This is a genomic window from Streptomyces sp. NPDC015346 (genome assembly GCF_043078785.1).
In the GTDB taxonomy this organism is placed as follows: domain Bacteria; phylum Actinomycetota; class Actinomycetes; order Streptomycetales; family Streptomycetaceae; genus Streptomyces.
The window spans coordinates 26,430-46,435 of the sequence record NZ_JBIBTW010000014.1 but is presented as its reverse complement, the minus strand read 5'-3'; the positions used below and the strand labels follow the sequence as shown (position 1 = coordinate 46,435).

Annotated in this window: 19 protein-coding genes; 2 read left to right on the top strand and 17 right to left on the bottom strand. The window is 70.3% G+C overall.

What is annotated here, in order from left to right; translation table 11 throughout:
• The first annotated feature begins 117 nt into the window (after positions 1-117).
• Complete coding sequence (locus ACF06X_RS33440) at positions 118-321, top strand: DUF6011 domain-containing protein (protein WP_392291084.1); 204 nt, start codon at positions 118-120, stop codon at positions 319-321.
• A gap of 145 nt (positions 322-466) precedes the next feature.
• Here ACF06X_RS33440 and ACF06X_RS33435 read toward each other — a convergent pair whose 3' ends face one another.
• The 4 genes from ACF06X_RS33435 to ACF06X_RS33420 are packed head-to-tail and all read right to left on the bottom strand — an operon-like array spanning position 467 to position 3,437.
• Positions 467-1,627 carry a hypothetical protein gene (locus ACF06X_RS33435; RefSeq protein WP_392291083.1) on the bottom strand — a complete coding sequence of 387 codons (1,161 nt, stop codon included), beginning with the start codon at positions 1,625-1,627 and terminating at the stop codon, positions 467-469.
• Positions 1,620-2,771, bottom strand: coding sequence for an integrase (locus ACF06X_RS33430; RefSeq protein WP_392291082.1), 1,152 nt, complete (start codon positions 2,769-2,771; stop codon positions 1,620-1,622). The genes ACF06X_RS33435 and ACF06X_RS33430 overlap by 8 nt, the downstream gene beginning before the upstream one ends.
• Positions 2,764-3,027 carry a hypothetical protein gene (locus tag ACF06X_RS33425; RefSeq protein WP_392291081.1) on the bottom strand — a complete coding sequence of 88 codons (264 nt, stop codon included), beginning with the start codon at positions 3,025-3,027 and terminating at the stop codon, positions 2,764-2,766. Before ACF06X_RS33425 ends, ACF06X_RS33430 begins: the two co-directional genes overlap by 8 nt.
• Entirely contained in the window at positions 3,015-3,437 is a 423-nt protein-coding gene (locus ACF06X_RS33420) for a DUF6221 family protein (protein ID WP_392291080.1), read from the bottom strand. The genes ACF06X_RS33425 and ACF06X_RS33420 overlap by 13 nt, the downstream gene beginning before the upstream one ends.
• 204 nt (positions 3,438-3,641) lie before the next feature.
• On the opposite strand from ACF06X_RS33420, the gene ACF06X_RS33415 reads away from it, so the two are divergent.
• Complete coding sequence (locus tag ACF06X_RS33415) at positions 3,642-4,064, top strand: hypothetical protein (protein ID WP_392291079.1); 423 nt, start codon at positions 3,642-3,644, stop codon at positions 4,062-4,064.
• A gap of 526 nt (positions 4,065-4,590) precedes the next feature.
• On the opposite strand, the gene ACF06X_RS33410 is transcribed toward ACF06X_RS33415, so the two are convergent.
• The 13 genes from ACF06X_RS33410 to ACF06X_RS33350 form a co-directional block, all read right to left on the bottom strand.
• Positions 4,591-6,534 carry a GDSL-type esterase/lipase family protein gene (locus ACF06X_RS33410; protein ID WP_392291078.1) on the bottom strand — a complete coding sequence of 648 codons (1,944 nt, stop codon included), beginning with the start codon at positions 6,532-6,534 and terminating at the stop codon, positions 4,591-4,593.
• A gap of 14 nt (positions 6,535-6,548) precedes the next feature.
• On the bottom strand, positions 6,549-7,292 hold the full coding sequence (locus tag ACF06X_RS33405) for a collagen-like protein (protein ID WP_392291077.1): 744 nt from the start codon (positions 7,290-7,292) through the stop codon (positions 6,549-6,551).
• Positions 7,289-7,609: a hypothetical protein gene (locus tag ACF06X_RS33400; RefSeq protein ID WP_392291076.1), complete on the bottom strand. Its 321-nt coding sequence runs from the start codon at positions 7,607-7,609 to the stop codon at positions 7,289-7,291. The genes ACF06X_RS33405 and ACF06X_RS33400 overlap by 4 nt, the downstream gene beginning before the upstream one ends.
• A gap of 36 nt (positions 7,610-7,645) precedes the next feature.
• Positions 7,646-7,969, bottom strand: a complete 324-nt coding sequence (locus tag ACF06X_RS33395) for a hypothetical protein (protein WP_392291075.1) — start codon at positions 7,967-7,969, stop codon at positions 7,646-7,648.
• A 42-nt stretch (positions 7,970-8,011) separates the two neighbouring features.
• Positions 8,012-8,995 (bottom strand): peptidoglycan-binding protein, encoded by a 984-nt coding sequence (locus tag ACF06X_RS33390; protein ID WP_392291164.1) that lies wholly within the window; start codon positions 8,993-8,995, stop codon positions 8,012-8,014.
• Between the two features lie 350 nt (positions 8,996-9,345).
• Positions 9,346-10,170: a hypothetical protein gene (locus tag ACF06X_RS33385; RefSeq protein WP_392291074.1), complete on the bottom strand. Its 825-nt coding sequence runs from the start codon at positions 10,168-10,170 to the stop codon at positions 9,346-9,348.
• Positions 10,171-10,324: 154 nt separating this feature from the next.
• Positions 10,325-11,746 (bottom strand): hypothetical protein, encoded by a 1,422-nt coding sequence (locus ACF06X_RS33380; protein ID WP_392291073.1) that lies wholly within the window; start codon positions 11,744-11,746, stop codon positions 10,325-10,327.
• Positions 11,746-12,840, bottom strand: coding sequence for a hypothetical protein (locus ACF06X_RS33375; protein ID WP_392291072.1), 1,095 nt, complete (start codon positions 12,838-12,840; stop codon positions 11,746-11,748). The genes ACF06X_RS33380 and ACF06X_RS33375 overlap by 1 nt, the downstream gene beginning before the upstream one ends.
• Entirely contained in the window at positions 12,837-13,775 is a 939-nt protein-coding gene (locus tag ACF06X_RS33370) for a hypothetical protein (protein WP_392291071.1), read from the bottom strand. The genes ACF06X_RS33375 and ACF06X_RS33370 overlap by 4 nt, the downstream gene beginning before the upstream one ends.
• Positions 13,776-13,787: 12 nt before the next feature.
• A complete protein-coding gene (locus tag ACF06X_RS33365) occupies positions 13,788-14,690 on the bottom strand; it encodes a phage distal tail protein (protein ID WP_392291070.1) in 903 nt (300 codons plus the stop codon).
• Positions 14,683-18,966, bottom strand: coding sequence for a hypothetical protein (locus tag ACF06X_RS33360; RefSeq protein ID WP_392291069.1), 4,284 nt, complete (start codon positions 18,964-18,966; stop codon positions 14,683-14,685). The genes ACF06X_RS33365 and ACF06X_RS33360 overlap by 8 nt, the downstream gene beginning before the upstream one ends.
• A 16-nt stretch (positions 18,967-18,982) precedes the next feature.
• Positions 18,983-19,153 carry a hypothetical protein gene (locus ACF06X_RS33355; RefSeq protein WP_392291068.1) on the bottom strand — a complete coding sequence of 57 codons (171 nt, stop codon included), beginning with the start codon at positions 19,151-19,153 and terminating at the stop codon, positions 18,983-18,985.
• A gap of 233 nt (positions 19,154-19,386) precedes the next feature.
• The gene (locus ACF06X_RS33350; RefSeq protein WP_392291067.1) at positions 19,387-19,938 is read right to left on the bottom strand and encodes a hypothetical protein; all 552 of its coding nucleotides are present in this window, start codon (positions 19,936-19,938) and stop codon (positions 19,387-19,389) included.
• Positions 19,939-20,006 lie beyond the last annotated feature (68 nt).

Sequence of the window (20,006 nt, the reverse complement as noted above, 5' to 3'; positions counted from 1 at the left end):
GAAGGCCACCGCCCCCGCTAGGGGTGGTGGCCTCCAAAGTCACACGAGTTGCGCACGCGCAGCGTAGCCGATCATCTCGCCAGCGCGCCAGCCCATCGCACCGACGACAATGAGGCCATGGCCCGACGCCCCCCGAACCAGCCCACCCTGGTCGACGACCCCATAACCGGCTACCGGCACCGGTACTGCCGGCGCTGCGGCCGCGAACTCACCAGCCCCGAGTCCCGCCTGAGCGGCTGGGGGCCGAACTGCGATCCCCACCGGCGGCCCCAGGCCGCCCCGGAGCACCAGGTCGAACAAGAGCCGCTTCCCGGGACCTGACGGCACACATGGCAGTGGCCCCCGCGCCGTGCGAAGTACGCGGAGGCCACCCGGGAACCACACCAACCGTCCGATGGGAGGTGTCACCGCGACCGTACGACCCGCAGCCCCCGTTCGCCCGCCGAGTGCCCGCGCCCGGGTGAGTTCAGGCGCCGGCCAAGTCCCCGACCGACTCGGCTGGAAGCGGCTCCGCCTCCACTCCGCGCCGCAACCGCTCCATCGTCGTGGGCAACGGTGACCATCCATACTGGCCGGCCATCACCCAGTTCAGAGCGTTCACGCCCTTCGCGTACGCCTTCTGTACGCTCTCCGGCCTCAGAGTGATGCCGGGAGGGCCGGCCTTCGACGCCCGCAGCGTGACCCAGAGCGCTGACCGGCCGCCTTCCAGCGGCAGCGCGTTCACCACCTGCTCCCGCACCTCAAGCCACCGCCGCAGCGCCACCCGCGTGCCGTCCCTCAGCGGGTACCACTCCACCTCTGGCAACGGCTCCAGCTCGGCGATCGCCGCCAGCACCCGCTGCCGTACGGCCTCCGACCGCTGATGCACCTGCCCGTACCGGATCGCCTCCACCGTCTTTGGATGTACCTCGGCCAGCGCGGCGATCTCCTCGATCCGGCCGGGCGGTGCCTTCTGCGGCCGACGACGCACCCCGATCGCGGCCTCGTCCGCCGCCACATCCCCCAGCCGCAGCGCCGCCAACTCCCCCGACCGGGTCCCCGCGTCCAATACCAGCCCCACCATCGCGAGGACCCGCGCCCGCTCCGCGCCCGTCAGGCCGATCCCACCGCGCTCCAGCGGCCCCGATGACGCCAGATCCGCCAACCCCCGGTACAGCGCCGCCCGCGAACGCCCGTCGACCGTCGACTTCAGCTCCGGCTGGTCCACCACCGGCAACGCCACCGGCTTCTCCGGCACCACCAGGCCGGCCAGGATCCCCAGACAGTCCCGCACGATCCGCTGCGAAGCCAACGGCAACGGCCTCCCGACCTCCGCCGTCCGGTGCGGGTTCCGAAGCACACCCGCCTCGGCCAGACCCCAGAACGCCTGAAGGGCAGGCCGGGTGAACAACTGCGCCGCCGATCGCCGGGCCCGTTCCGGCATCCCTTCCTGCCGCAACGCCCGGTCGAACATTCCGACCACCATCCACAGCTGATCCGCCCGCGACTTCGACACCTGCAGGAGCAGCCCGCCCGCCGAGGGGGCCGGCTCCCGCCGCTCCCACAGCCCCGGATCCCGCGGCGCGACCCGCTCCACGACCGCGGCGAGCTGCCGCACCGACACCGCGCTGTACTGCATCTCACTCACCTCCGTCGCCCCGCTTCTTCATGGCGGCCTTCCCGATCTGCGCGAGCGGGTTGCGCTCGCCGCTGCTGTCCTCCTCGTCGACGTACCCGATCAGAGCCTTCGACTGGTCGTCCCAGCCACCGTGGCGACCGATGTCGACAATGTCCACGCCCGCGTCCCGGGCCGACTTCACAAACCCCCGGCGCAGCGAGTGTGAACGCCAGTCACCAGGCAGCCCGGTGCGGGCGATGGAGCGGCTGACTACGTCGGAGGCGCCGTTCACGCTAATCCGGCCGGTCGGGTCCCCGATCGGCTCACCGTTTCGCGTCATCTCCACGCCCATGTAGCCCCACTGGTCGATCCGCATGAACAGGGGCCCACTCGTGTGCCCTTCCCGGGCCAGGGCCTCAACCAGGTCGCGGACTGCGGTCACGGTGCACATCTCCAGCTCCGGGTCGGGCAGCACCTCGACGTTCTGCCACTTCTTGCGCTTCTTGCGGTACACCCGCACTCGAAACCCGCCCTCGGGAAGCTCCGTGAAGCTGCCCGGCCAGTCCAGCGGGGCCAGTTCACTGCCACGGGAGGCGAGAGCGTGACCGAGCAACATCAGCGCGGCGTCCCGCTTGCCGACCAGCGTGGTGCGGTCCAGGCGCGCGAGGGCCTGGTGCAGCACCCGCCGGTCGGCCGGCGTCGCCTTCCTCGGCTGCGCGGCCGGATCCTTGGCCAGGGCGAGCTGCTCGCGATACCCGGCCACCACCTTCCGCGCGCCCATGGTGTCCGGCGGCTCGAAACCCGCCGCCCGGTGGGAGGAACGGATGGAGGCAATGATCCGATCCATGGAGTTCGGCCCGTACGGCCGGCCCGTCTTCTCCCGTGGCGTGCGCTTCAGATACGACATGTACGCGGTCACCGTCTGCGGCGCGGCCGGCATGACACGGCGGCCGACCGTCTCACACCACTCGGCGAAGCGGTCCATGTCTCCCTTGTACGCGCGGCTGGTGTCCTTCGGGATACCAGCCTGAACATCCTCCTCGGCCTCCGGGGGCAGCCAGGCGTCGGGATCTTCCTCCGCGAGGAGCACGGCCGGCGAGCGGTCTTCGGCGATGGCGGGCAGCCGGTCGTCCTCGACCAGCTCTGCCTCCACCACCTCCGGCTCGTCATCCACGGCCAGTCACCTCGGCCATCCACCGGCGTAGCGCGGCTACCTCTTCGGGCTGCGCGTGCTCCTGGGCGTACTTCATGACGACGGCGTACAGCGCGCCTTCCAGGTGCTGGTGCTCCTCGAACTGCCGCAGGACAGCCCGGGAGAAGTCCCCGACGCTGGAGTCCCCCCGCTCATCAGCGCTGGCCGCGGCATCGTGGAAGGCCGCGGCCACAAGCAGGTGCGCAGTCGCCTCGTCCTCCGGGCTCATGGTCGCCACGCCTCCTGATAGTCCGGGTGGTCGGCGTACAGCGCGGCGAGGCCCTGGGTGAAGGGGCAGTCCTCGCCGTCGACCTTGCACACGACCATGGGGGTCACCTCGTCGTCCTTCACGGCGGCCTGGAGCGAGGGCTCGTGCTCGGCCAGCAGCTCCCGCTTGAACGCGATGTCTGCCAGTACACGCCGTGGATCGTGGCGCGCTACATGGGCGGCCAGACCGGCGTCGAGCTCGCTGGTCGCCTTCGATTCCCCGCCGTCATCCCGCTGGAGGAGGAGATGCCGTGTGCCCCAGAGGTAGTCGACAGTCTCGACGCGGTCGAACCCGACTTCCCGCGCGCAGCGTTCATCGTCGTCCAGGCGAGCAGAGCAGAAGTCCCACACCTCATCAAGGCGAATTGGCGCTCCGGTCATCGGCTGCTCCCCTGCTCGGATCTTGGCTCCATAGAAGGAACATTATCCGGAGCCAGCAGACTTGATGCCTCGGACAGCGCAGGGGCCGAGAAGGGCGGCTCGTTTACTTAGACGTAGATAAAGGCTCGACAGACGAGCGCGGTCGCGCTACCTTCGACTCGTTAGAAACACTTCTATCCACGTCAGTTGTAACGGGGAGACGCAATGAAGATCACCGTAACCATCGAGCAAGCCACGCCCGAGTTCCAGGACCGCCTGCTCGCACTCCTTGCGGAACACGCCGCCGACGTCCAGGTCGACACCACCTGGACCAAGGAACGCGCCGAGCGCCTCTACACCGCACTGCCCACCCGCGCCCGCAGGATCATCAAGCAGGCAGCAAACAACGGCGGCTACGTCAGCGCAGATGACCTCCGCGACGATGAGAACACCAGCCTCCGTGGCCACAGCGCCGCCATCAAGCGAGCCATCGAACGCGGCGCCGTCAGCGGGTGGTGGCCGGCCGGGCTTGAAGCGGTCGTTATTCCACAGGGCCCCGGCTTCGGAAAGGTTCTCGGCTACCAGATCCCCGACCATCTCGTCGAGACCTTCAAGTACGCCGCCAACAAGCCCTCGCGCGACTGGTAACCTCCACCCCAGAGTTGGCCGACCGACCTAGGCGGCGGTGCAACAAGCCGAAGCGGGCGAGTACACGCTCCCCGTGGACTTAGGACCCCCCCGGGCGTGTACCAGGGGGGTCCTCTTCGTCGTTACTCGAAGAGACGAAAGCATTGGGCCTTGAGCTGAGTGACCTAGTTGTAGTGCGGGTTTGACATAACGATGGCGCCCTTGACGATTTCGCACGGCCAAGGGGCATCGTCGCATCCAGCACAGGTCGGGTTCACGCGGTCGCTGGGAGCGTGTTCCCTCAAGTCCTTCCCGGCCATGCGCCGGGCTGCCGACTCGAACTCGTTCATGCCCCTTGTACGTCTCGCCCGCTCGGAAGACGGCCAAGTCGTACTCGCTGAGGTATTGCCGCGTCTCCTGGTCCACACTCAGCGAGCCTACCCGGTGGTTGTCGTGGCCAGTGCGGTCGCCAACGGCGGGTGAGCGTGCTTGATCGACTTATTTAACGCGAACTTTTATAGGACAGAGAGCGTGGTCCTCCCAGCGTCTAACCAGGTATCAACTCTCGGTAGGCGGCCGTGATGCGGCGTGCGAGGTACGCGTGCCCGGCGTCGTTCGGGTGCACTGAGTCACTGCCGACGTAGGCCGCGGCATTCCCGGTGGTGATCCACGGTCCGTGCGTGCTGATGAGAGTGCCGGTGGCGTCGTAGATGGAGCCGGTAACCGGGGAGACGAACGGAATGCCGGCGGCCGCAGAGGCGGTACGCAGGGTGGTGTCGGTGTTGACGATGCTCGCGCCCGGGCTGCCGGTCGGGGACCAGCAGCCGATGACGGTGATGTGGCAGTTCGGCAGGCCAGACTTCAGCTGGGCGTACAGCGCGTCGGCTGCCGAGCCGATGACGGACTGGGAACCGGCGGCGTCGTTGTACCCGCCGAAGATGACGAGGCGGTCCGGGTTCCAGGCGACAACATCGGCAGCGGCGCGGTTCCCGAAGGTCGCGTACACCGGGCTGGTGCCTGCGCTGATGTAGCCAGTCCCGCCGCGGCCTTGTTCCCACGCGTCGGTGGAACCGAGGTACCGCGCGACGCGGGAGAACCACGTACCGGCGCCGCCCCCGGTGTTCTGGGAGGAGCCGTCGCTGATGGAGTCGCCGAGGACCATGAGCCGGCCGCCCTGGAGCGGGACGCCCCACATGGTGGCGGTGGGTGGAAGGTAGACGCCGCCGAAGGGGACGCTGGCGAAGTCGAACCGGATACGGCGCGGGGCGGCAGTGCCGAGGTCGACGGTCATGAGGTGGCCATTGCCGGCGGTGGTGCCGCCGACGGGCTGCATGAGGTCGGTGACGCGGCGGCCGTCGATCGTCAGGCGGTACATGGCGGCCGTCTGGTGCTGGAATCTGAGCTGAAAGATCGCGGCGTCGGTGCCGAACTCCACCGACCAGATGGACTGCCCGGAGTCATAGGTGTTGGGGTAGCGGCTGGTGGCCTTGACGTAGGAGAGGTTGGCACCGGAGGCGCCGATCTGGAATCCGCCGGCGCCCGCGTACCGGAATGGGCCCGTGGTGTCGGTGCCCGTGAGAGCGACGCCGGCCGGGACGTACTTCACGTATCCGGAGGTCGGCGTGGTGGTCTGAGCGGTGGAGATGACCGGGGCGGTTCCCACGTAGAGGGTGTCGACGGTGACCGGGTCGGGCAGGTCGCGGCGGCGCCACGTGGCGGTCGGGAGGAAGCGGGCGGTGGCGTAGGCACGGTCACCGTGCGGGTCGGTGGCGTTGGCGTGGGCGGTGACCTTGCTCGTGGCGTCGCTCGCCGCAGCATCCTGGGCGGCATCGGCCTTCGCCTGGGCGCCTGTCGGCGTCTCGGCACCGATCCCCGCCGGGGTGATCGGGTCGGAACCGCCCGAGGCGTGCGTGCTGGCGTGCGGGAGCGGAGGGCGGGCGTCGGTGGTGGAGGGGTCATCCGAGGCGAGCGCGGTGTCGGGTCCGGTGCCGGCGGCGCCGAGCGGCGGTTGCGGTCCGGCCGGGCCAGTATCGCCCTTCGGCCCGACTGCGCCGGGAAGCCCCTGAATGCCCTGGGGTCCTTGTTCGCCTTGTGGGCCCGGGACGACGACGTAGTGGGAGCGGGTGGGGTCCGCCTGGTCGATGGTGCCCATGTCGACCTCGGTCTGCGTGACGGAGAGCTTCATGTAGAAGCGGCGGGGGCCAGCGCCGACGATGTTCACGGTGACGAGCCATACCCAGTCGGACGGGTTAGCGCCGGGGATGTCGCACGGCAGGAGGCGTACGCCCAGCTGTCCGTCCGCGTCGACGAGGCGGCCTTGAGCGTTGAAGCGGTACGTGCCGCTGCCGGTGAACGCGACGCCATAGGAGGGGAGGTTGATGACGGGGGCGACGGGCGCGAACGTGACTGATCCGACGGCGGGACCGCCGCCTGCGGGGCTGGCGGCTTCATACGTAACGAGGACAGTCGGCAGACCCTCGGGGAAAGGCACAGGGGCTCCAGGGCTCAGTAGCGGCGGCGGTCGGGGGCCAGGCCGAGGACGGTGACGGAGGAGTGTTGCTGGCCGGGCTGATCGGGGGCGGGGCTGCTGGTGGGGCTGCAGGTGTAGCGGGGCGCGGCCGGGTCGAAGTCGGCGACCGGGCTGCAGGTGTAGGTGACGCCTTGGGGGTCGGTGTAAGTCCATCCGGCCGGGGGCTGGCCGTCCTTGCCGTCGACGCCGTTCGTGCCGTCGACGCCATCACGGCCGTCCTTTCCGTTCTGACCCGGGGTGCCGTCCTTACCGTCGACGCCATCACGGCCGGGGAGGCCGTCAGCACCGGGCCGCCCGGTTGCGCCCGGGGACGGTGTCGGCGCGGGCTCTCCCGGATCGCCCTTGTCTCCCTTCTCGCCCTTCTCCCCCTTCACGCCGGGGATAGGGACGGGCACTGCCGCTCGGTCAGGAAGGTCGTCGACGGCGGCGGTCGGATCAGGCGCGACCGGTGTCTTGCCGTCGGACTCGAGTTGAGAGCGGAGCTTTCGGACGTCGGTGGCGAGGGTGGTGACGGCGTTGCCGCGCAGGTCCGCCTCGGTCGCGAGCTCGTCGTAGGCCCGATCCCGGGCATCCATCTCGGTCGCGAGCTGGTCGTAGGCCCGATCGCGGACATCCATGCGGGCCCACAGAATGGATGCAATCCCGAACAAGGCGACGAGCGCGCACAGGGTGGCGAGGCCACGCCAGCGGGCGGCCAGGAACCGCTCGGTGCGGCTCATCCGGGATCTCCTCCGAGGTTGGTGATGATCAGGCGTAGGCGGGCGATCTCCGCTTCGGCGGCGGCCCGTTGCGCGCAGGCTTCGGCCAGTGCTGCGTCCTTCGCGACGAGCGCGGCGTTCTTCTCGACGATCTCCTCCTTGAGGAGCGCTCTCTCCTCCTTGAGGTTGGAGCGCTCCTCCTGGAGCTCGTCGGTCAGCGTGCTCAGGCTGCTCAGCGACAGCTCCCCGCGCTTGCCCACGAACGCCACCACGGCGGTCGCCAGCACGCCAGCGAAGGCGACGAGCGCCCCCACCAACGTGACGGTGGTCGGGTCCATTCACGGGGTCCAGTCCATGCAGATGTGGGTGAGGGGTCAGGCCGTCGGGCGCGTGCTCGGTCCGGTAATGAGGCTGTCCTGGGCCTTGCCGGAGACTCCGGCGGGCTTCCAGAGTCCGAAGTGGGCGAGGACGCCGGTCGCGAAGGAGACGAGGGCGAGGACCACGGCGGTGCCGAGGTCGTAGTCGGGCCCCGGGTGGGCGTACTCGACGAGCAGGCCGTTGAGTGTGGACAGCGCCAGGAGCAGGACGGCCTTGGCGCCGGCGTGGGTGATGCGGGTGGTGACAAGGCCGACGAGGACCGGCAGGACGACGGAGATGAGCAGGCCGATCCAGTACGCGGTGTCCAGGGTGACGTTCACGAGAGTTCCTCTCGGGGCTGGTATGAGTTGAAGGGGGTGGGGTCAGAGCTGCTTGGGGACACGCAGGCGGTCCCAGGAGGTCTTGCCGGGGATGCCGTCGGCGGCCGCGCCGGAGTAGCCGAGCTTCTTTTGCCACTTCGCGTAGGACCGTTTGTCGGCGTTGGTGAAGTGGGGGCCGGGGCCGTCGGCGTACGCGGAGCAGCCCTCGGCGACCAGGCGGCGGCCCATCGCGGTGATGATCGGGCTGCGGCGGCCGTTGGTGAAGAACGCGGCGCCGGGGAACGGCTCGTACTGCGGGGCTGGGGCCTTGCCGGGGACGGTCAGGCGCTGTCCGATCGCGAGCTCGTCGGGGTCCTTCAGCACGTTGAGGGTCGTCAGCTTGGCCACGGTGGTGCCGTAGCGTGCGGCGATCTCGGAGAGGGTGTCGCCGGCGCGGACCGTGTACGTCGTGCCGGTGGTCGGCGTGGTGCTGCCGCCGGGTGTCGGGGGCTTCGGGGTGGTCGTGCCGCCGGTGGTGGGCTTGCCCGGGACGATCGCGGTGTCGATGGCGCCGGGGTCCCAGTGGTTGTTGCCCGGGACCTGGCCGTGCGCGAAGTGGCCGCCCTTGGTCTGCCAGGTGGTGCGGTCCCGCTTCGTCGCGGCGGCCGCGGTCGCCGGGGGCTTCCCTGCCGGCCAGACGTCGGGGACGCCGTGGGCGCGCCCGGCGGCGATGAGCTTGCGGAAGTTCGGCTTCGTCGCGGGGTTGAAGCCCTTCGTCCACGGTGACGCGGCGCGGCCGAGGACCTCGACCTGGATGTTCACGCGGCCTTCGCGGTTCGTGCGGCGGGAGCCGTCGTTCTTCAGGGCGCGGCCGGACTGGGTGAGCGGTCCGAACTGGCCGAGGAGGTCTGAGACCGGGTCGTAGATGACCTGCGGTTCGGCGCCGACCCTGATGAGGTAGGCGGCGACGCTGTAGAAGTAGGACTTCCCGGCCGGGGACTCGGTGGTGTGCCAGGTGACGCGGGGCGGGTTGCCGGGGGTGTCCATGGCGCCGCCGATGGACTGGTCTCCGAACCGTACGACGCCGTCGATGTACGCGAGTCCGGAGGCTCCGCGCGGCAGGTCGGCGGCTGGCGGGCCCTTGGGGTTCGGGTCGGGCGGGTAGACGCGGTAGTCGGCGGCGTCGGTCGGTACGTACACGTCGAGGTCGCCGTCGTCGCGCAGGACCATGAACGCGCCGTCCTGCCGCGGGTGCTCCTTCACCCACCGTTCGGTCGTCTTCAGGGCGGCGATGGCGCGGACCTTGTCGATGTGGTCCTGGTCGACGGTGCCCAGGTAGGTGGTGGTTCGTTCGAGAGTCGTGGGGTCGATGTGGTCGACCGCGACGTGGAAGGTGCTCACGGGGTGTCTCCGTCGAGTCGGGGCTGGATGAGGTCGATCTGGTCGCGCAGCGCGAGGTAGGTGGTCAGGTGCATCAGGCCGTCGCCGTGGTCGCCCCAGCCGGCGCTCCAGGAGTTCCGGAACCGGAGCACGGTGCGGTCAGGGTCCAGAGCGCCAGTGGCGGTGTGGGCGACGTCTTCGAGGGCGGTGATGCACACCTCGTGGCCGCCTTCGAGCGGGCTCGTGGCCCAGGCGGGGTTGGAGTCGATGAAGCCGCGCGTGCCCGGGTCGCTGAAGGCGGCGTGCCACGGCATGCCCATGAGGACCGGGCCGGTCTGGAGCAGGGCGCAGAGCTGTTCGGTGGTGGTGGCGTGGACGTACTGGGTGATGAGGCCGCGGTCGTGCATGGCCTGGGTGACGCCGAGGCCGGAGGAGCCGACGTCCTGGGTGGGCCAGGTGTAGGTGTGCCACTGGTCGCGGGTGGTGGCGTCGGCGTACAGGCCGATCGCGTAGTGCTGGGCGGCGGCCGGGTCGGTGAGGTTGAGGCCGGCGGCCGTCGCGCGTTCGGGTGTGAGGAGGACGGACAGCAGGGTGGTGGCGGCGTTGCCCGTGCACGATCCGAGGGCGTCCAGGTCCGTCGGGAGGCCATAGTCGGTCGAGGTTCGGATGCCTTGGGTGATCAGGTTGCGCTGGTCGAGTGCGGGGAGGCGCGGTTCCCACGCGGTGGGGCGCAGCGGGCGGCCGTCGTACAGGGGTACGTAGGCGAGGCTGCGCGGGTCCAGGGCCTGGTGGCGTCCCAGGTGGGGCTGGACCTCGTACGTGGTGACCGTGGTGTCGGGCATGGCCCGGCTGCTCCTGCACTTCCCCGCGCCCAGAGCTGATGGAACTCTCGCGCACCTTGCTGGTGCGGTCCCTCGGGGGTGGAGCAGTGGGCGGAGGGTCACCCTTGTGATCAGCGTAGAACGACGGGGGCGGATCCATCCCCCTGCTCCGGGGTCAGTCGAGGGGCCAGGACATGTTGGTGAAGTCGTAGAGCGCGTTCACGGCGAGGGCGCCGGACGTGTAGAGGGTGACGTTCCCGGTGTCGTCGATCCGCCCGCCGAGGAGGCCTGGTGAGCCGCTGGCGACGTTCGGGACGGCGAAATAGTGCGCCTTCAGCGGCCTGTACTCGGTGGGGACTGTGAAGCCGATCTGGTTTCCGGGGCCGTACGCGGTTGCGACCATGGCGCAGCCGTCGAGCCTGGCGCGCTTCGCGCCGCGGGAGAGCCGGAGCGTCTGGTAGGTGCCGTTGGTGGACTGCTTCCAGTAGGTGGAGAAGGTGGGGGTGGTCCAGTCGCCTTCTTCGGAGAACTGGCCATGGGGGCCGACGAGTGCGTGGGTGACGTGCATGCCAGGCACCGAGGCGGCGGCGTCGTGGGTGAAGCCCTTGCCGGTGGAGTCCAGCCAGTCAAGCTTGTTGGCGGTGATGAGGAGGCGGCTGGAGCCGCGGTAGAGGGCGATCTCGTCGCCTTCGACCTTGATGAAGGAGAACGGGCCGGCGGAGCCGTCTTGGGCGAACGCTTCGATGACGCTGGTGCCGCTGTCGATGCCGCCGTCACCGCGGAGGTAGCAGTAGTTGCGGGAGCTGTTGGTGTTGATCTTCCATTCGCCGCCGAAGGTGTCGGCGGGCGAGGTCATGGTGAGTTCCGCCCTGCCGCTGTTGGCCATGGGTGCTTCTACTTGGATCGTCGGCTGGGGGCCGCCGCCGGAGGTGATGGTGGTGGAGCTGACCAGGCCGGGCAGGTGCTCGTCGGGGTGGCCGGAGTAGAGAGCGATGCCGGGCACGTCTGTTCCGCCAGCGTCAGGGGCGATGACGACGCGCCGGCCGCTGGTGCCGGTCTGGAGCGTCTTTCCGGTGATGACGTCGGGGATTTCATCGGCGACGACCAGGGCCGGGGCTATCGGCCCGTTCTGTTCGGAGGGGGCCGAGGCGGTGCCGGAGCTGGTGCGGGTGACGAGGCGGACGTACAGGGGTGTCTCGGTGGGGATGGTGACGGTGGCGCCCTGCGGGGTCTCGATCGTGTTCTGGAGGGTGGCCGAGGTTGGGGTGAACCCGGCGGTCTCCGAGGAGTGCACTTCTACGCGGGCGAAGTCGAGCGGCACTACCTCACTGTTCACGAAGCCGCCGTCCCAGGAGGCGGCGACGCCGCCGAGGACGGAGGCGACGTACGGGGCTGTGGGCGCGGACGGGACGGGGCCGTTGACGAAGTTGGCGGCGGTGGTGCCGTCGGCCTGCTGGCCGACGAGGGCGCGCAGGGATCCGCCGGCGTCGCGGACCTCGAGCGCGCCGTCGTCCAGGGACGCGGAGGAGAGGCGGGAGGAGCGCTCCACCTTAGAGAGGCGCTCCTCGAGCTGGGTAATTCTGGTTCCGAGGTCCATCAGGACACTGCTCCGTACTGGTAGCTGTCGGCGGGGTTGAGGGTGAGGACGGCTTGGGGGCCGCCGGGGGCGTGGGGGCGGTATGTCCAGCCGGTGATGCGGCACCAGCCGGTGTAGTCGGTCCAGGCGTTGTGCACGCGGACGTAGATGTCGTCGCCGACCTGCCACGACCCGAACCGGGCAGAGCGGGTGTTCCGGATGGTGATCTGGGGGACGGCGCCGAGGCGTTCACGGCGGGCTCGTTCGGCGGCCGCGCGGGCGGCGAGGACGTCGTTGGCCTTGACGTCGGGCAGGTCCAGGACGTGCTCCAGGCGGAGCCGTCCGTTGCGGACGGCGGAGGTCTGCCGGCGCTTGGCGGAACCGTCGCCAGCGCCGGACGCGATGACGACCTGGGCGTACTCGTCGCCCGATATCTGGACCTCGGGGTCTTCGACGATGTTGATGCCGGAGGCGAAGGTCAGGTCGGTACGGCGGGCACCGAGGCGCGGCCAGCCGAGCCGGATCCGCTTCACGATCGCGGTCTTCGCCGTGTTCCATTCGCTGACGCAGGTGTAGTCGGGGGTGGCGTCGCCGGAGACGAGCTCGTCGACCCGGTCCCCGAGCTTGGGTGTCTCCCAGGCGTTGAAGGTGTACGGGTCGGCCGGGGTGCCGATGGTGGACGTGGACGTGGTGGAGTCGACGATGACGCCGAGGTTGCCGTCGGCGACGGACTGGGCGTAGGCCCAGATGTCGCGGATGACCTGGCAGCGGTCGGCGTAGGTGTAGGGGCCGCGGCCCTGAAGGTTTCCGTGGAGGTCGTGGCGGCGCTGGGGGTAGGACGACCACGAGGCGGCCTCGATGGAGAGCAGGTTGCCCTGGGTGCGGGCGTCCCAGACGAGACCGCCCCAGCGGATCTCGCCGTCTTCCTCGACGTAGATCTCGGTCGTGCCGGGGTCGACGAGGGTCGGCTGCTGGGCGAGCAGCCGCGGTGCGAGACGGCCGGTGAGGCTGCCGGGGCCGTTGAGTTCGGGCCCGTACTCGAGGTCCTGCAGCGGAAGGGCTTGGGAGAGCCACTCTCCGGTGAGGGCGTGCCGGGTGAGCACGCGCAGGCTCATCGCGGGGCCTCGGTGAACTGGACGTCCGCGATGAACGTCGAGCTGCCGTCGACGTTGATGCGGCCGGTGTTGCCGGAGTAGCCGGCGGCCTGGACGCGTAGGAGCTGGGTGGTGCCCCGGTAGGAGGCGGGGATGGTGAGGGTGTCGGCTACCTCGAATGGGGCGCGGCGGACGCCGGTGCCGCCGTTGTCGTCGATGGTGACGAACTGCAGGGTGAGGGAGGCGCCGAAGGTGGCGCGGATGCCGCCGTAGAAGTTGGCGGTGGACAGGCGTGCCTGGGAGGCGCGGACGCTGATGATGGCCTGGCTGGCCCAGTCGGGGACGGCGACGTTCCAGCCGGGGTGGGTGGAGAAGTAGGCGTAGGTGGTGGAGGCGCCGAGTTCGGTGCTCGCGGCGGTCGGGGACTGGACGGGAAGGAGGGTGCGCTGGGTGCGGGGTACGGCGATCTTCCGGACGTCCTTGATGTAGGCGTCGGTGATGGTGGCGGTGGAGGCGGGGATGTCGATTCGGGCCAGCGGGATGCCGGTGCGGCCGTCGGGGATCGTCGTCGCCGTGGAGGAGACGTTGGGGATGACCTCGAAGTAGGTGACCGGGTCGACGGCGGGGTCGCGTGTGCCTTCGTAGTCGGGGTCTTCGACGCGGACGATGACGAGGTCGGAGCGGGGTGTGCCGGCGGTCGGGGCGATGGTGACGGTGGCGGAGCCGACGTTGCAGACGGCGTAGGTGCCCTGGAAGGCGTTCACCTTGCCGCGGATGACGCCGGAGCCGTCCCCGACCTGGACGGCCCCGCCGGGGGTAGCGAGCTGGGTGACTTTCAGGTCGCTGCCCTGGGTGATGCCCTCGGCGCCGAGGGACAGGTCCCGCACCAGCATGCGGAACTGCTGGGCGGAGTGGGTGGCGCCGTTGGTGAGGATCGGCGCGGGGAACAGGGCCATGGTCGCGTCTCCTCAGAGGGCGGTGTAGGCGTCGCGCCAGGTCAGGCGCAGGCGGGCGGTGTTGGTGGCGTCGAACGCGGTCCAGCGCATCTCACTGGTGCCGGGGGGCAGGGAGAACAGGTCGATCCGAGAGGCGGGGCTGAGGAGGGTGGAGGCGTTGCCGCCGGTCTCGCGGATGACGGTGCGGTGCCCGGGCCGGGTGTCGATCTCCACCCACTGGCCGGCGGCCAGGGAGAGCGTGGGCAGGTGGAGGGTGCGGCCGGATTCGACGTGGCGGAGGGTGGCCTGCGCGCAGGGGCCGGTGATGCGGATGACCGGCCAGGCGGGGGCGTCACCGGAGTTGGTGACCCAGCCGGGCCGGTCGGCGGCCACCGTGCCGTCCTGGACGTAGATCGGGGCGGTGACGGGTGCGGTGAACCCGCCGCCGGTGAGCCAGCCCAGGGGGAGCTCGGTGGTGGTCTCGGTGTCGGCGTACCAGGTGGGGTCGGTTGCCACCCATTCGATGTCGAGGGGGATGTAGCCGTGGACGGCCTGCCGGAGCTCGGCATCGAGGCGACGCAGGCGGCCTTCGAGGCGTTTGACCGGGCGGCCGGGCCACGCGATCCGCAGGGCCTGGGTGACGCCGCCGGCGAGCCGTACGGTCGTGTCGGCGGACGGCTGCTGCAGCGCGGCGAGGACGTCGAGTGCGGCGGCGCGCTGGCCGGGGAGTTTGATGGCGGCGGCGATCTGGACGTGGCGGGCGGCGTAGTAGTCGGGGCCGGGCCAGGCGCCGTCCATGGATGGCTGGTCGAAGTCGTTGTCGCGGACCGGGGGCCGGGCCAGGCCGGTGATGTCGTGGATCGGCACGTTGGTGTCCTTGCCGATGAGGACGCCGCCGAGGTCGATCTGTCCGGTGGTGAGCGTCAGGTCAGGCACGGGCGGCCACCCCTCCCCTGCGGGCGCGGCGCGCCTGCCATTCGAACGCGGCCTGGATTTCGTGGGCGGATGCCCCGGTGCGGACGGCGGGGACGGTCAGGTTGTAGGTGTCGCCTGCTTCCTTGACGACGACGACCTGCCGGGAGGAGAGGTCGGTGAGGCCGACGCCCATCCGGGCTGCGGCTTCCCGCAGGACGGGCAGGGCCTGACGCCTCTTGTGTGCGCCGAGGGGGATGAAAGCCTCCCCGCCGGTCGATGGTTCGGCGAAGGTGACGGCGCCGGCGCGGGTGGCGTAGATGCCCTCGCGGATGCCGCCGTCGGCGTAGGACAGGCCCTTGCCTGCTCGGGCGAGGTCGGCGAGGAATTTCGTGGCCCGGGAGCCGAGGGCCTTCTTGATCTGGGCGGAGGCCTTGGCGGCGGTGTCGATGATGACGTCCTCGCCGAGGCCGGTCTTGTCGGCCACGTCGTGGATGCCGGTCTTGCTGCTGGAGATCGCGGCGATGATCGCGACTAGCTGCTGCACCTGCTCGGTGCTGAGCTGGTTGTTCGCCTTCTTCGCCGCGGTGTTCGCGGCGCCCGCCTTGTTGTTGTCCTTCACGGCGGCTGCGGCCAGGTCGACGGCGGCCTGGTCGCCCTGCGCGGCGAGCTGCCGGGCGAGGTCTCCGTGGCCGCGGGCGGCGAGGGTGACGAGGTTCTGCTGGAACCGGTAGTCGCTGGTGATGGCGCCGTTCAGGGCCCGGGTGTAGTCGGACAGCGAGGCCTTCGCGGTGGCGGCGAGACCCCGCAGCGCGGCGGCCATCTCGTTGATGTACTTCGTGGAGCCGTTCGCCATCTTCTTCGCCAGGGCGACGCCGTCCTTGCCCATCGCGGCGAGCGCCTCGGCGACGTCCCCGCCGACCCGGTCGGCGACCTTTTCCAGGTCCCGGTTCCACGCCTGCGTCGCGCGCGAGTTCGCCTTCAGGGACTTCTCGACCTGGCCGAGGTCGAAGAAGGAGACGTCCTTGCCCTTGACCTTCTTCGTCTTGTGGCCGGCCTGCCCGGCGTCGTTCGGGCTGTAGAGGGAGCCGGTGCGCGGGTCGTAGCGCCAGTCGGTGACACCACCGTTGGCGTTCCACTCGATTCCCGACGGGTTGCCGCCCAGGCGCCGGACGGTCTCTTCCACGATGGAGCGGGAGCGGGGCCGCTTGGACGGGTGGAGGGGTACGTAGGCCTCTCCCCCGGTCTCGTCCTCCGCCCACACCCGCCATGCGCCGGCCGGAGCGATCTGAGCGACGTGGTTCTCCCGCACGCCGCCGTTGGCGTAGAAGTCCAGGACGGAGCCGCGGGCCTGCGGGGCCTGCACGGAGTTCGGGATGCCGTTGCCGTCGGAGTCCCACTTGGTGCGATTCAGGTAGGTGGTCGTGACGGTGATGTCGATGTTGCGGTCCTGCAGGCGGTCGCGGGCCGCCTGGACCGCGCCGATCCCAGCCAGGGCCGTGCCCGTCTGGGCGGTGACCCGGACCTGGCCGTCGGGGAGGGTCTCGGTCTTGTAGCCGAGCTGGTTGAGCAGGGTGATGGCGTCGGCGGTCAGCGCGGAGACGGTGACGGACTTCGTCCCGGGGGTGGCTTCGATCTTCGCGATGACCTGGTCGAGCCCGGCGAGCGCGTCCTCGCGGTCCATCTCGACCTTGAGCTTTTTGGCGTCCGGGATCTGCAGCATCTGCTGCCGCAGGATCTCCGCCTGCCCGGAGGTGAGACCCATCGCGGCGGCGGCGGCCATGAACTGCTCGCGGCCGCGCTGGTAGATGCCGTTGACGGACTCCCACGACGCGCCGGATTCCCGGGCGGCAGAGGCGGCCTCGTCGGTCTTGGTGCCGAGGTCCTGCAGCGCGGACGCGGCGTCCCGGGCCTTCTGGGAGTTCAGGTCGAGGCGGCCGCCGGTCATCGTGAGTGCGCCGGCGTTCTTCGTCGCTGCTTCGGCGGTGTCGTCGATGGCCTGCTCGAACGCGATCTGTCCGCCGAGCGCTGCGCGGTTGGTGTCGTTGAGGGCCTGGATGGAGGCGCGCAGGCCGTCCGCGCTGGCTTTCTGGCCGTCCAGCTTGGCCTGTGTCGCCTGCGCCTGGGCGCCGAAGACGCCCATGGACTGGGCGGCCAGGTCCTGCTCGGCCTTCAGCCCGGCGACCGACGCCTGGTACTCGGGGAAGATGGCGGCGATGTCCTTGGTGGAGTAGCCGGCCGCCTTCAGCGCGCTCTCGAACTGCTTGTACTGGTCGGCGGCCAGGTCGGCGTGCCCCGAGGTGGCGAGGGAGGCCATGGCCTCGTCCAGGCCCTTGAAGTCCTCCTCCAGCGCGGAGATGGACTTGTCGCCGTTGACGAGCTCGTCGACCTTCCGGGTCAGCTTGTCCATGCCGCCGAGGCCGGTGAAGGACAGGATCTCCTTGGCCTTCTCCATGCCCTTGGTGGCGCCCTCCAGCTCGCGGAGGGACCGGACGAAGCCCTTCATGTCGCCGAACGTTCTCTGCAGCTCGCCGGTGAACTTCCCGGCCTTCCCGAGGTTCTTCAGCGACGTTGTCAGCTTGTCGACGTCCGGGGGCGCGCCCTTGGCCTCTTCGGCCAGCTGGTCGATGGCCATCACGGCGACCGTGAGGACTGCGAGGACGACCGACGCTTTCTGCATGGCGGTGAGCTGCTGGGTGACGCCGGCCATCGCGGAGGCGACGCCGCCGAACCGGGCCGCGCGTGTGAAGCGGCTGGTGTTGGTGGCCATGACGCCCATGACCGGGCCGAGGGCGCCCATCGCGAGTCCGGCGAGCTGGATCGCCTTGAACGCGAACGCGACCTGAAGGAGAGTGGCGAGCACGTCGGTGGGGATGGCGTTGACGAGCTGGGCGAACGCGTTGACGACGGTCAGCATCGTGACGCCGGCCTCGGAGCCCGCGGCGACGAGCTTGAGGAGCATGGTGAACAGCTCGGACAGGGTGTCGGCGACCGCCGGGCCGTTCTCGCGGGCGTAGGCGAGGAACTCCCTCAGGTTGCCGCCGATCTCGCCGGAGTCGAGGCCCCGGGCGAGCCGGATGACGCCTGCGTTGGCGCGGGCGAGGGTCTCCACCGCGAAGGTGGTGAAGTCGTCCATGAACTCGTCGAAGGCGCCGGTGTTCACCGCGCCGCCAATGATCGTCATGAACCGGCTGGCCTCGCGGGAAGCGCCCTTGGCGAGCGGCGTCGTCTTGTCGAGGAGGCCGGAGAAGATCGCCATGCTCTTGTTGGCGACCGGCATCGTGTCGCCGGCCAGGGCGTTGGACCAGTCCTCGTAGTGGTCGGTCAGGACGTCCCACCCTGCCGCCGCCTGACGGGTGGCGGCAGGCATCTCCTTGAGGATGCGGACCTGCTCGAGCTCGGCCTTGGCCGCCTCCGGGGAGGTCCGGCCGTGTTCACGGACGGCCTCGTCGTAGGTGGTCTGCGCCTCGGCGGCTTCGGTGAGTGCTTTGATCTGTCCGGCGATCGCGATCGCGAACACGCCGGCCGCGACACCGGCCGCCCCCAGGCCGGCGGCGATCGGGACCGTGGCGGCGGCGATCGGCAGGAGCGCGGTGCCGAGCATCCCCGCCAGGACCAGAAGCTGACGTCCCCGGGCCGTGGTGTTGCCCATCGCGTTGCCGGTGGAGCTGACGCTGCCGCGCAGGCCACGCATCCGGCCGGTGACCCGCGTCAGGGTCTCGTCCAGGCCACCCATGGTGGTGGTCAGCGTGCGGGTGCGGGCATCCAGGGTCTCGAGACGCCCGTCGGCGGCCGACGCGGCGGTGCTCAGGCGCCGGATTCCCCTGGCGGCCAGGAGTGCACGGGACCTCAGTTCGTCGAAGGCGGCGGCTGTGTCCTCGGCGCGGCGGCGTAGCGTACGCAGTGCCTCCGCGGTGTCCTGCGCGGCGTCCTGGACCTGCCGTAGGGCGAGCGCGCCGCCGGTGCCGGTCTGGTCGTCGAGGCGGACATGGACGGTGATGTCCGTATCCAGCTGCCGCAGGCGTTCCTCGGTCAGCCGGATCTGGTCACGGAGCTGCCGCATCTGGCGGGCGGCCCGGTTGGCGCGGGTCTCCAGCCTGCCGAGACGGGTAGCGGCGGTCGAGGCTTGGGAGGCGAGGCTGCGCAGTCCGGTCGGGGTGGTGCCGAGCTGCCGGATCTCACTGCGGGCGTCACGGACGGCGGAGGCGAGGTTGCGGGCGTGGGTGGCGTTGCGGCGCAGAGTCTGCGCGAGGTTCGTGCCCCGGCCGCGCAGGTCAACGCTCAGGTTCCAGTTGGACACTGCCCGCCCCCCTCCTCTACTCGTCGTCGTCTTCGTCGTGGCGGCGCCGGTTGGCCCGCTTGTGTGCCCGCTCGATCTCCAGCGCCGCGTGGACCTCGGTCGGAATCAGCGCGAGCTTCAGGCCGTGCATGTCGGTGTCGGTGTTCTGGAGCTCGGTCTGCTTGTCGGCGAGGACCTGGCAGCCCACGCACCGCTGGACGGTGACCGCCCAGGCGTCTTCCTCGTCTTCGTGGCCGTGGTCCCAGTCGTCGTAGCGGGTGCCGCACTGCGCGCAGACGGTCCGCTGGTAGGCCCGGTACGCGAGGGCTTTCTCGCGGTCGCGGGCGGTCCAGCGGCCGTCGCCCAGGCCGAGGTACTGGGAGTGCGGGATCCGGTAGGTCTCGCACAGCTCCAGCTCGGTGCGCAGTCGCTCATCGTGGATCAGCCTTTTCCCAGGTCCATGCGGACCTCGGAGTGCAGGTCCCAGGCGGTGTTGAACAGCGCGACGGCCTCTGCCTCGGCCCAGGTGTCGAGGAACGAGCGGGCGTCAGCGGGGGTGAGACCGTCCACGGAGGTGGCGGCGATCAGCTCCGGCCCGAGGGACTCGACGTTGACGATCTGACCGTCCTCGGCGCCTTCCTCGGTCGGCGGATGCGCGGCCTTCAGGGCTTCGAACTCCAGCCGCGGCAGGGCCCGGAAGGTGAGGACGATCGCCTCGTCATCGAACACTTCCTGCGCGGCGGCCAGGTTGGCCTGCGCGGCGGCGAGCGCCGCCTGCAGCACGGGCTCGTCGGGGCTGCGCTCCAGGTTCTGGGTGGCGCGCTGGTGCCGCTGCCGCGCCTCGGCCAGTGCCTGGCGGACAGCGGCGTTGTCGCAGATCGTCAGCGTCGCGGTCGGCCGCTGCCGGTTCTGCAGCCGTGCGAGCTTCGCGGCCCAGTGGGCGTCCTTTGCGACGGCGTCGGCCGGCGGTGCGGGGGTGGTGGTCTTGGGCATGAGGGTGGTCCTCCGTCAGGGGAAGGGGGCCCGGCCGGGCGCGATGCGCCCCTTCCCGAACACGTCGG

Coding starts and splice junctions, on each gene's coding strand:
- ACF06X_RS33440 (WP_392291084.1), top strand. CDS start 118: ATGGCCCGACGCCCCCCGAACCAGCCCACCCTGGTCGACGACCCCATA.
- ACF06X_RS33420 (WP_392291080.1), bottom strand. CDS start 3,437: ATGACCGGAGCGCCAATTCGCCTTGATGAGGTGTGGGACTTCTGCTCT.
- ACF06X_RS33415 (WP_392291079.1), top strand. CDS start 3,642: ATGAAGATCACCGTAACCATCGAGCAAGCCACGCCCGAGTTCCAGGAC.
- ACF06X_RS33405 (WP_392291077.1), bottom strand. CDS start 7,292: ATGAGCCGCACCGAGCGGTTCCTGGCCGCCCGCTGGCGTGGCCTCGCC.
- ACF06X_RS33400 (WP_392291076.1), bottom strand. CDS start 7,609: ATGGACCCGACCACCGTCACGTTGGTGGGGGCGCTCGTCGCCTTCGCT.
- ACF06X_RS33390 (WP_392291164.1), bottom strand. CDS start 8,995: ATGGACACCCCCGGCAACCCGCCCCGCGTCACCTGGCACACCACCGAG.
- ACF06X_RS33385 (WP_392291074.1), bottom strand. CDS start 10,170: ATGCCCGACACCACGGTCACCACGTACGAGGTCCAGCCCCACCTGGGA.
- ACF06X_RS33380 (WP_392291073.1), bottom strand. CDS start 11,746: ATGGACCTCGGAACCAGAATTACCCAGCTCGAGGAGCGCCTCTCTAAG.
- ACF06X_RS33375 (WP_392291072.1), bottom strand. CDS start 12,840: ATGAGCCTGCGCGTGCTCACCCGGCACGCCCTCACCGGAGAGTGGCTC.
- ACF06X_RS33370 (WP_392291071.1), bottom strand. CDS start 13,775: ATGGCCCTGTTCCCCGCGCCGATCCTCACCAACGGCGCCACCCACTCC.
- ACF06X_RS33350 (WP_392291067.1), bottom strand. CDS start 19,938: ATGCCCAAGACCACCACCCCCGCACCGCCGGCCGACGCCGTCGCAAAG.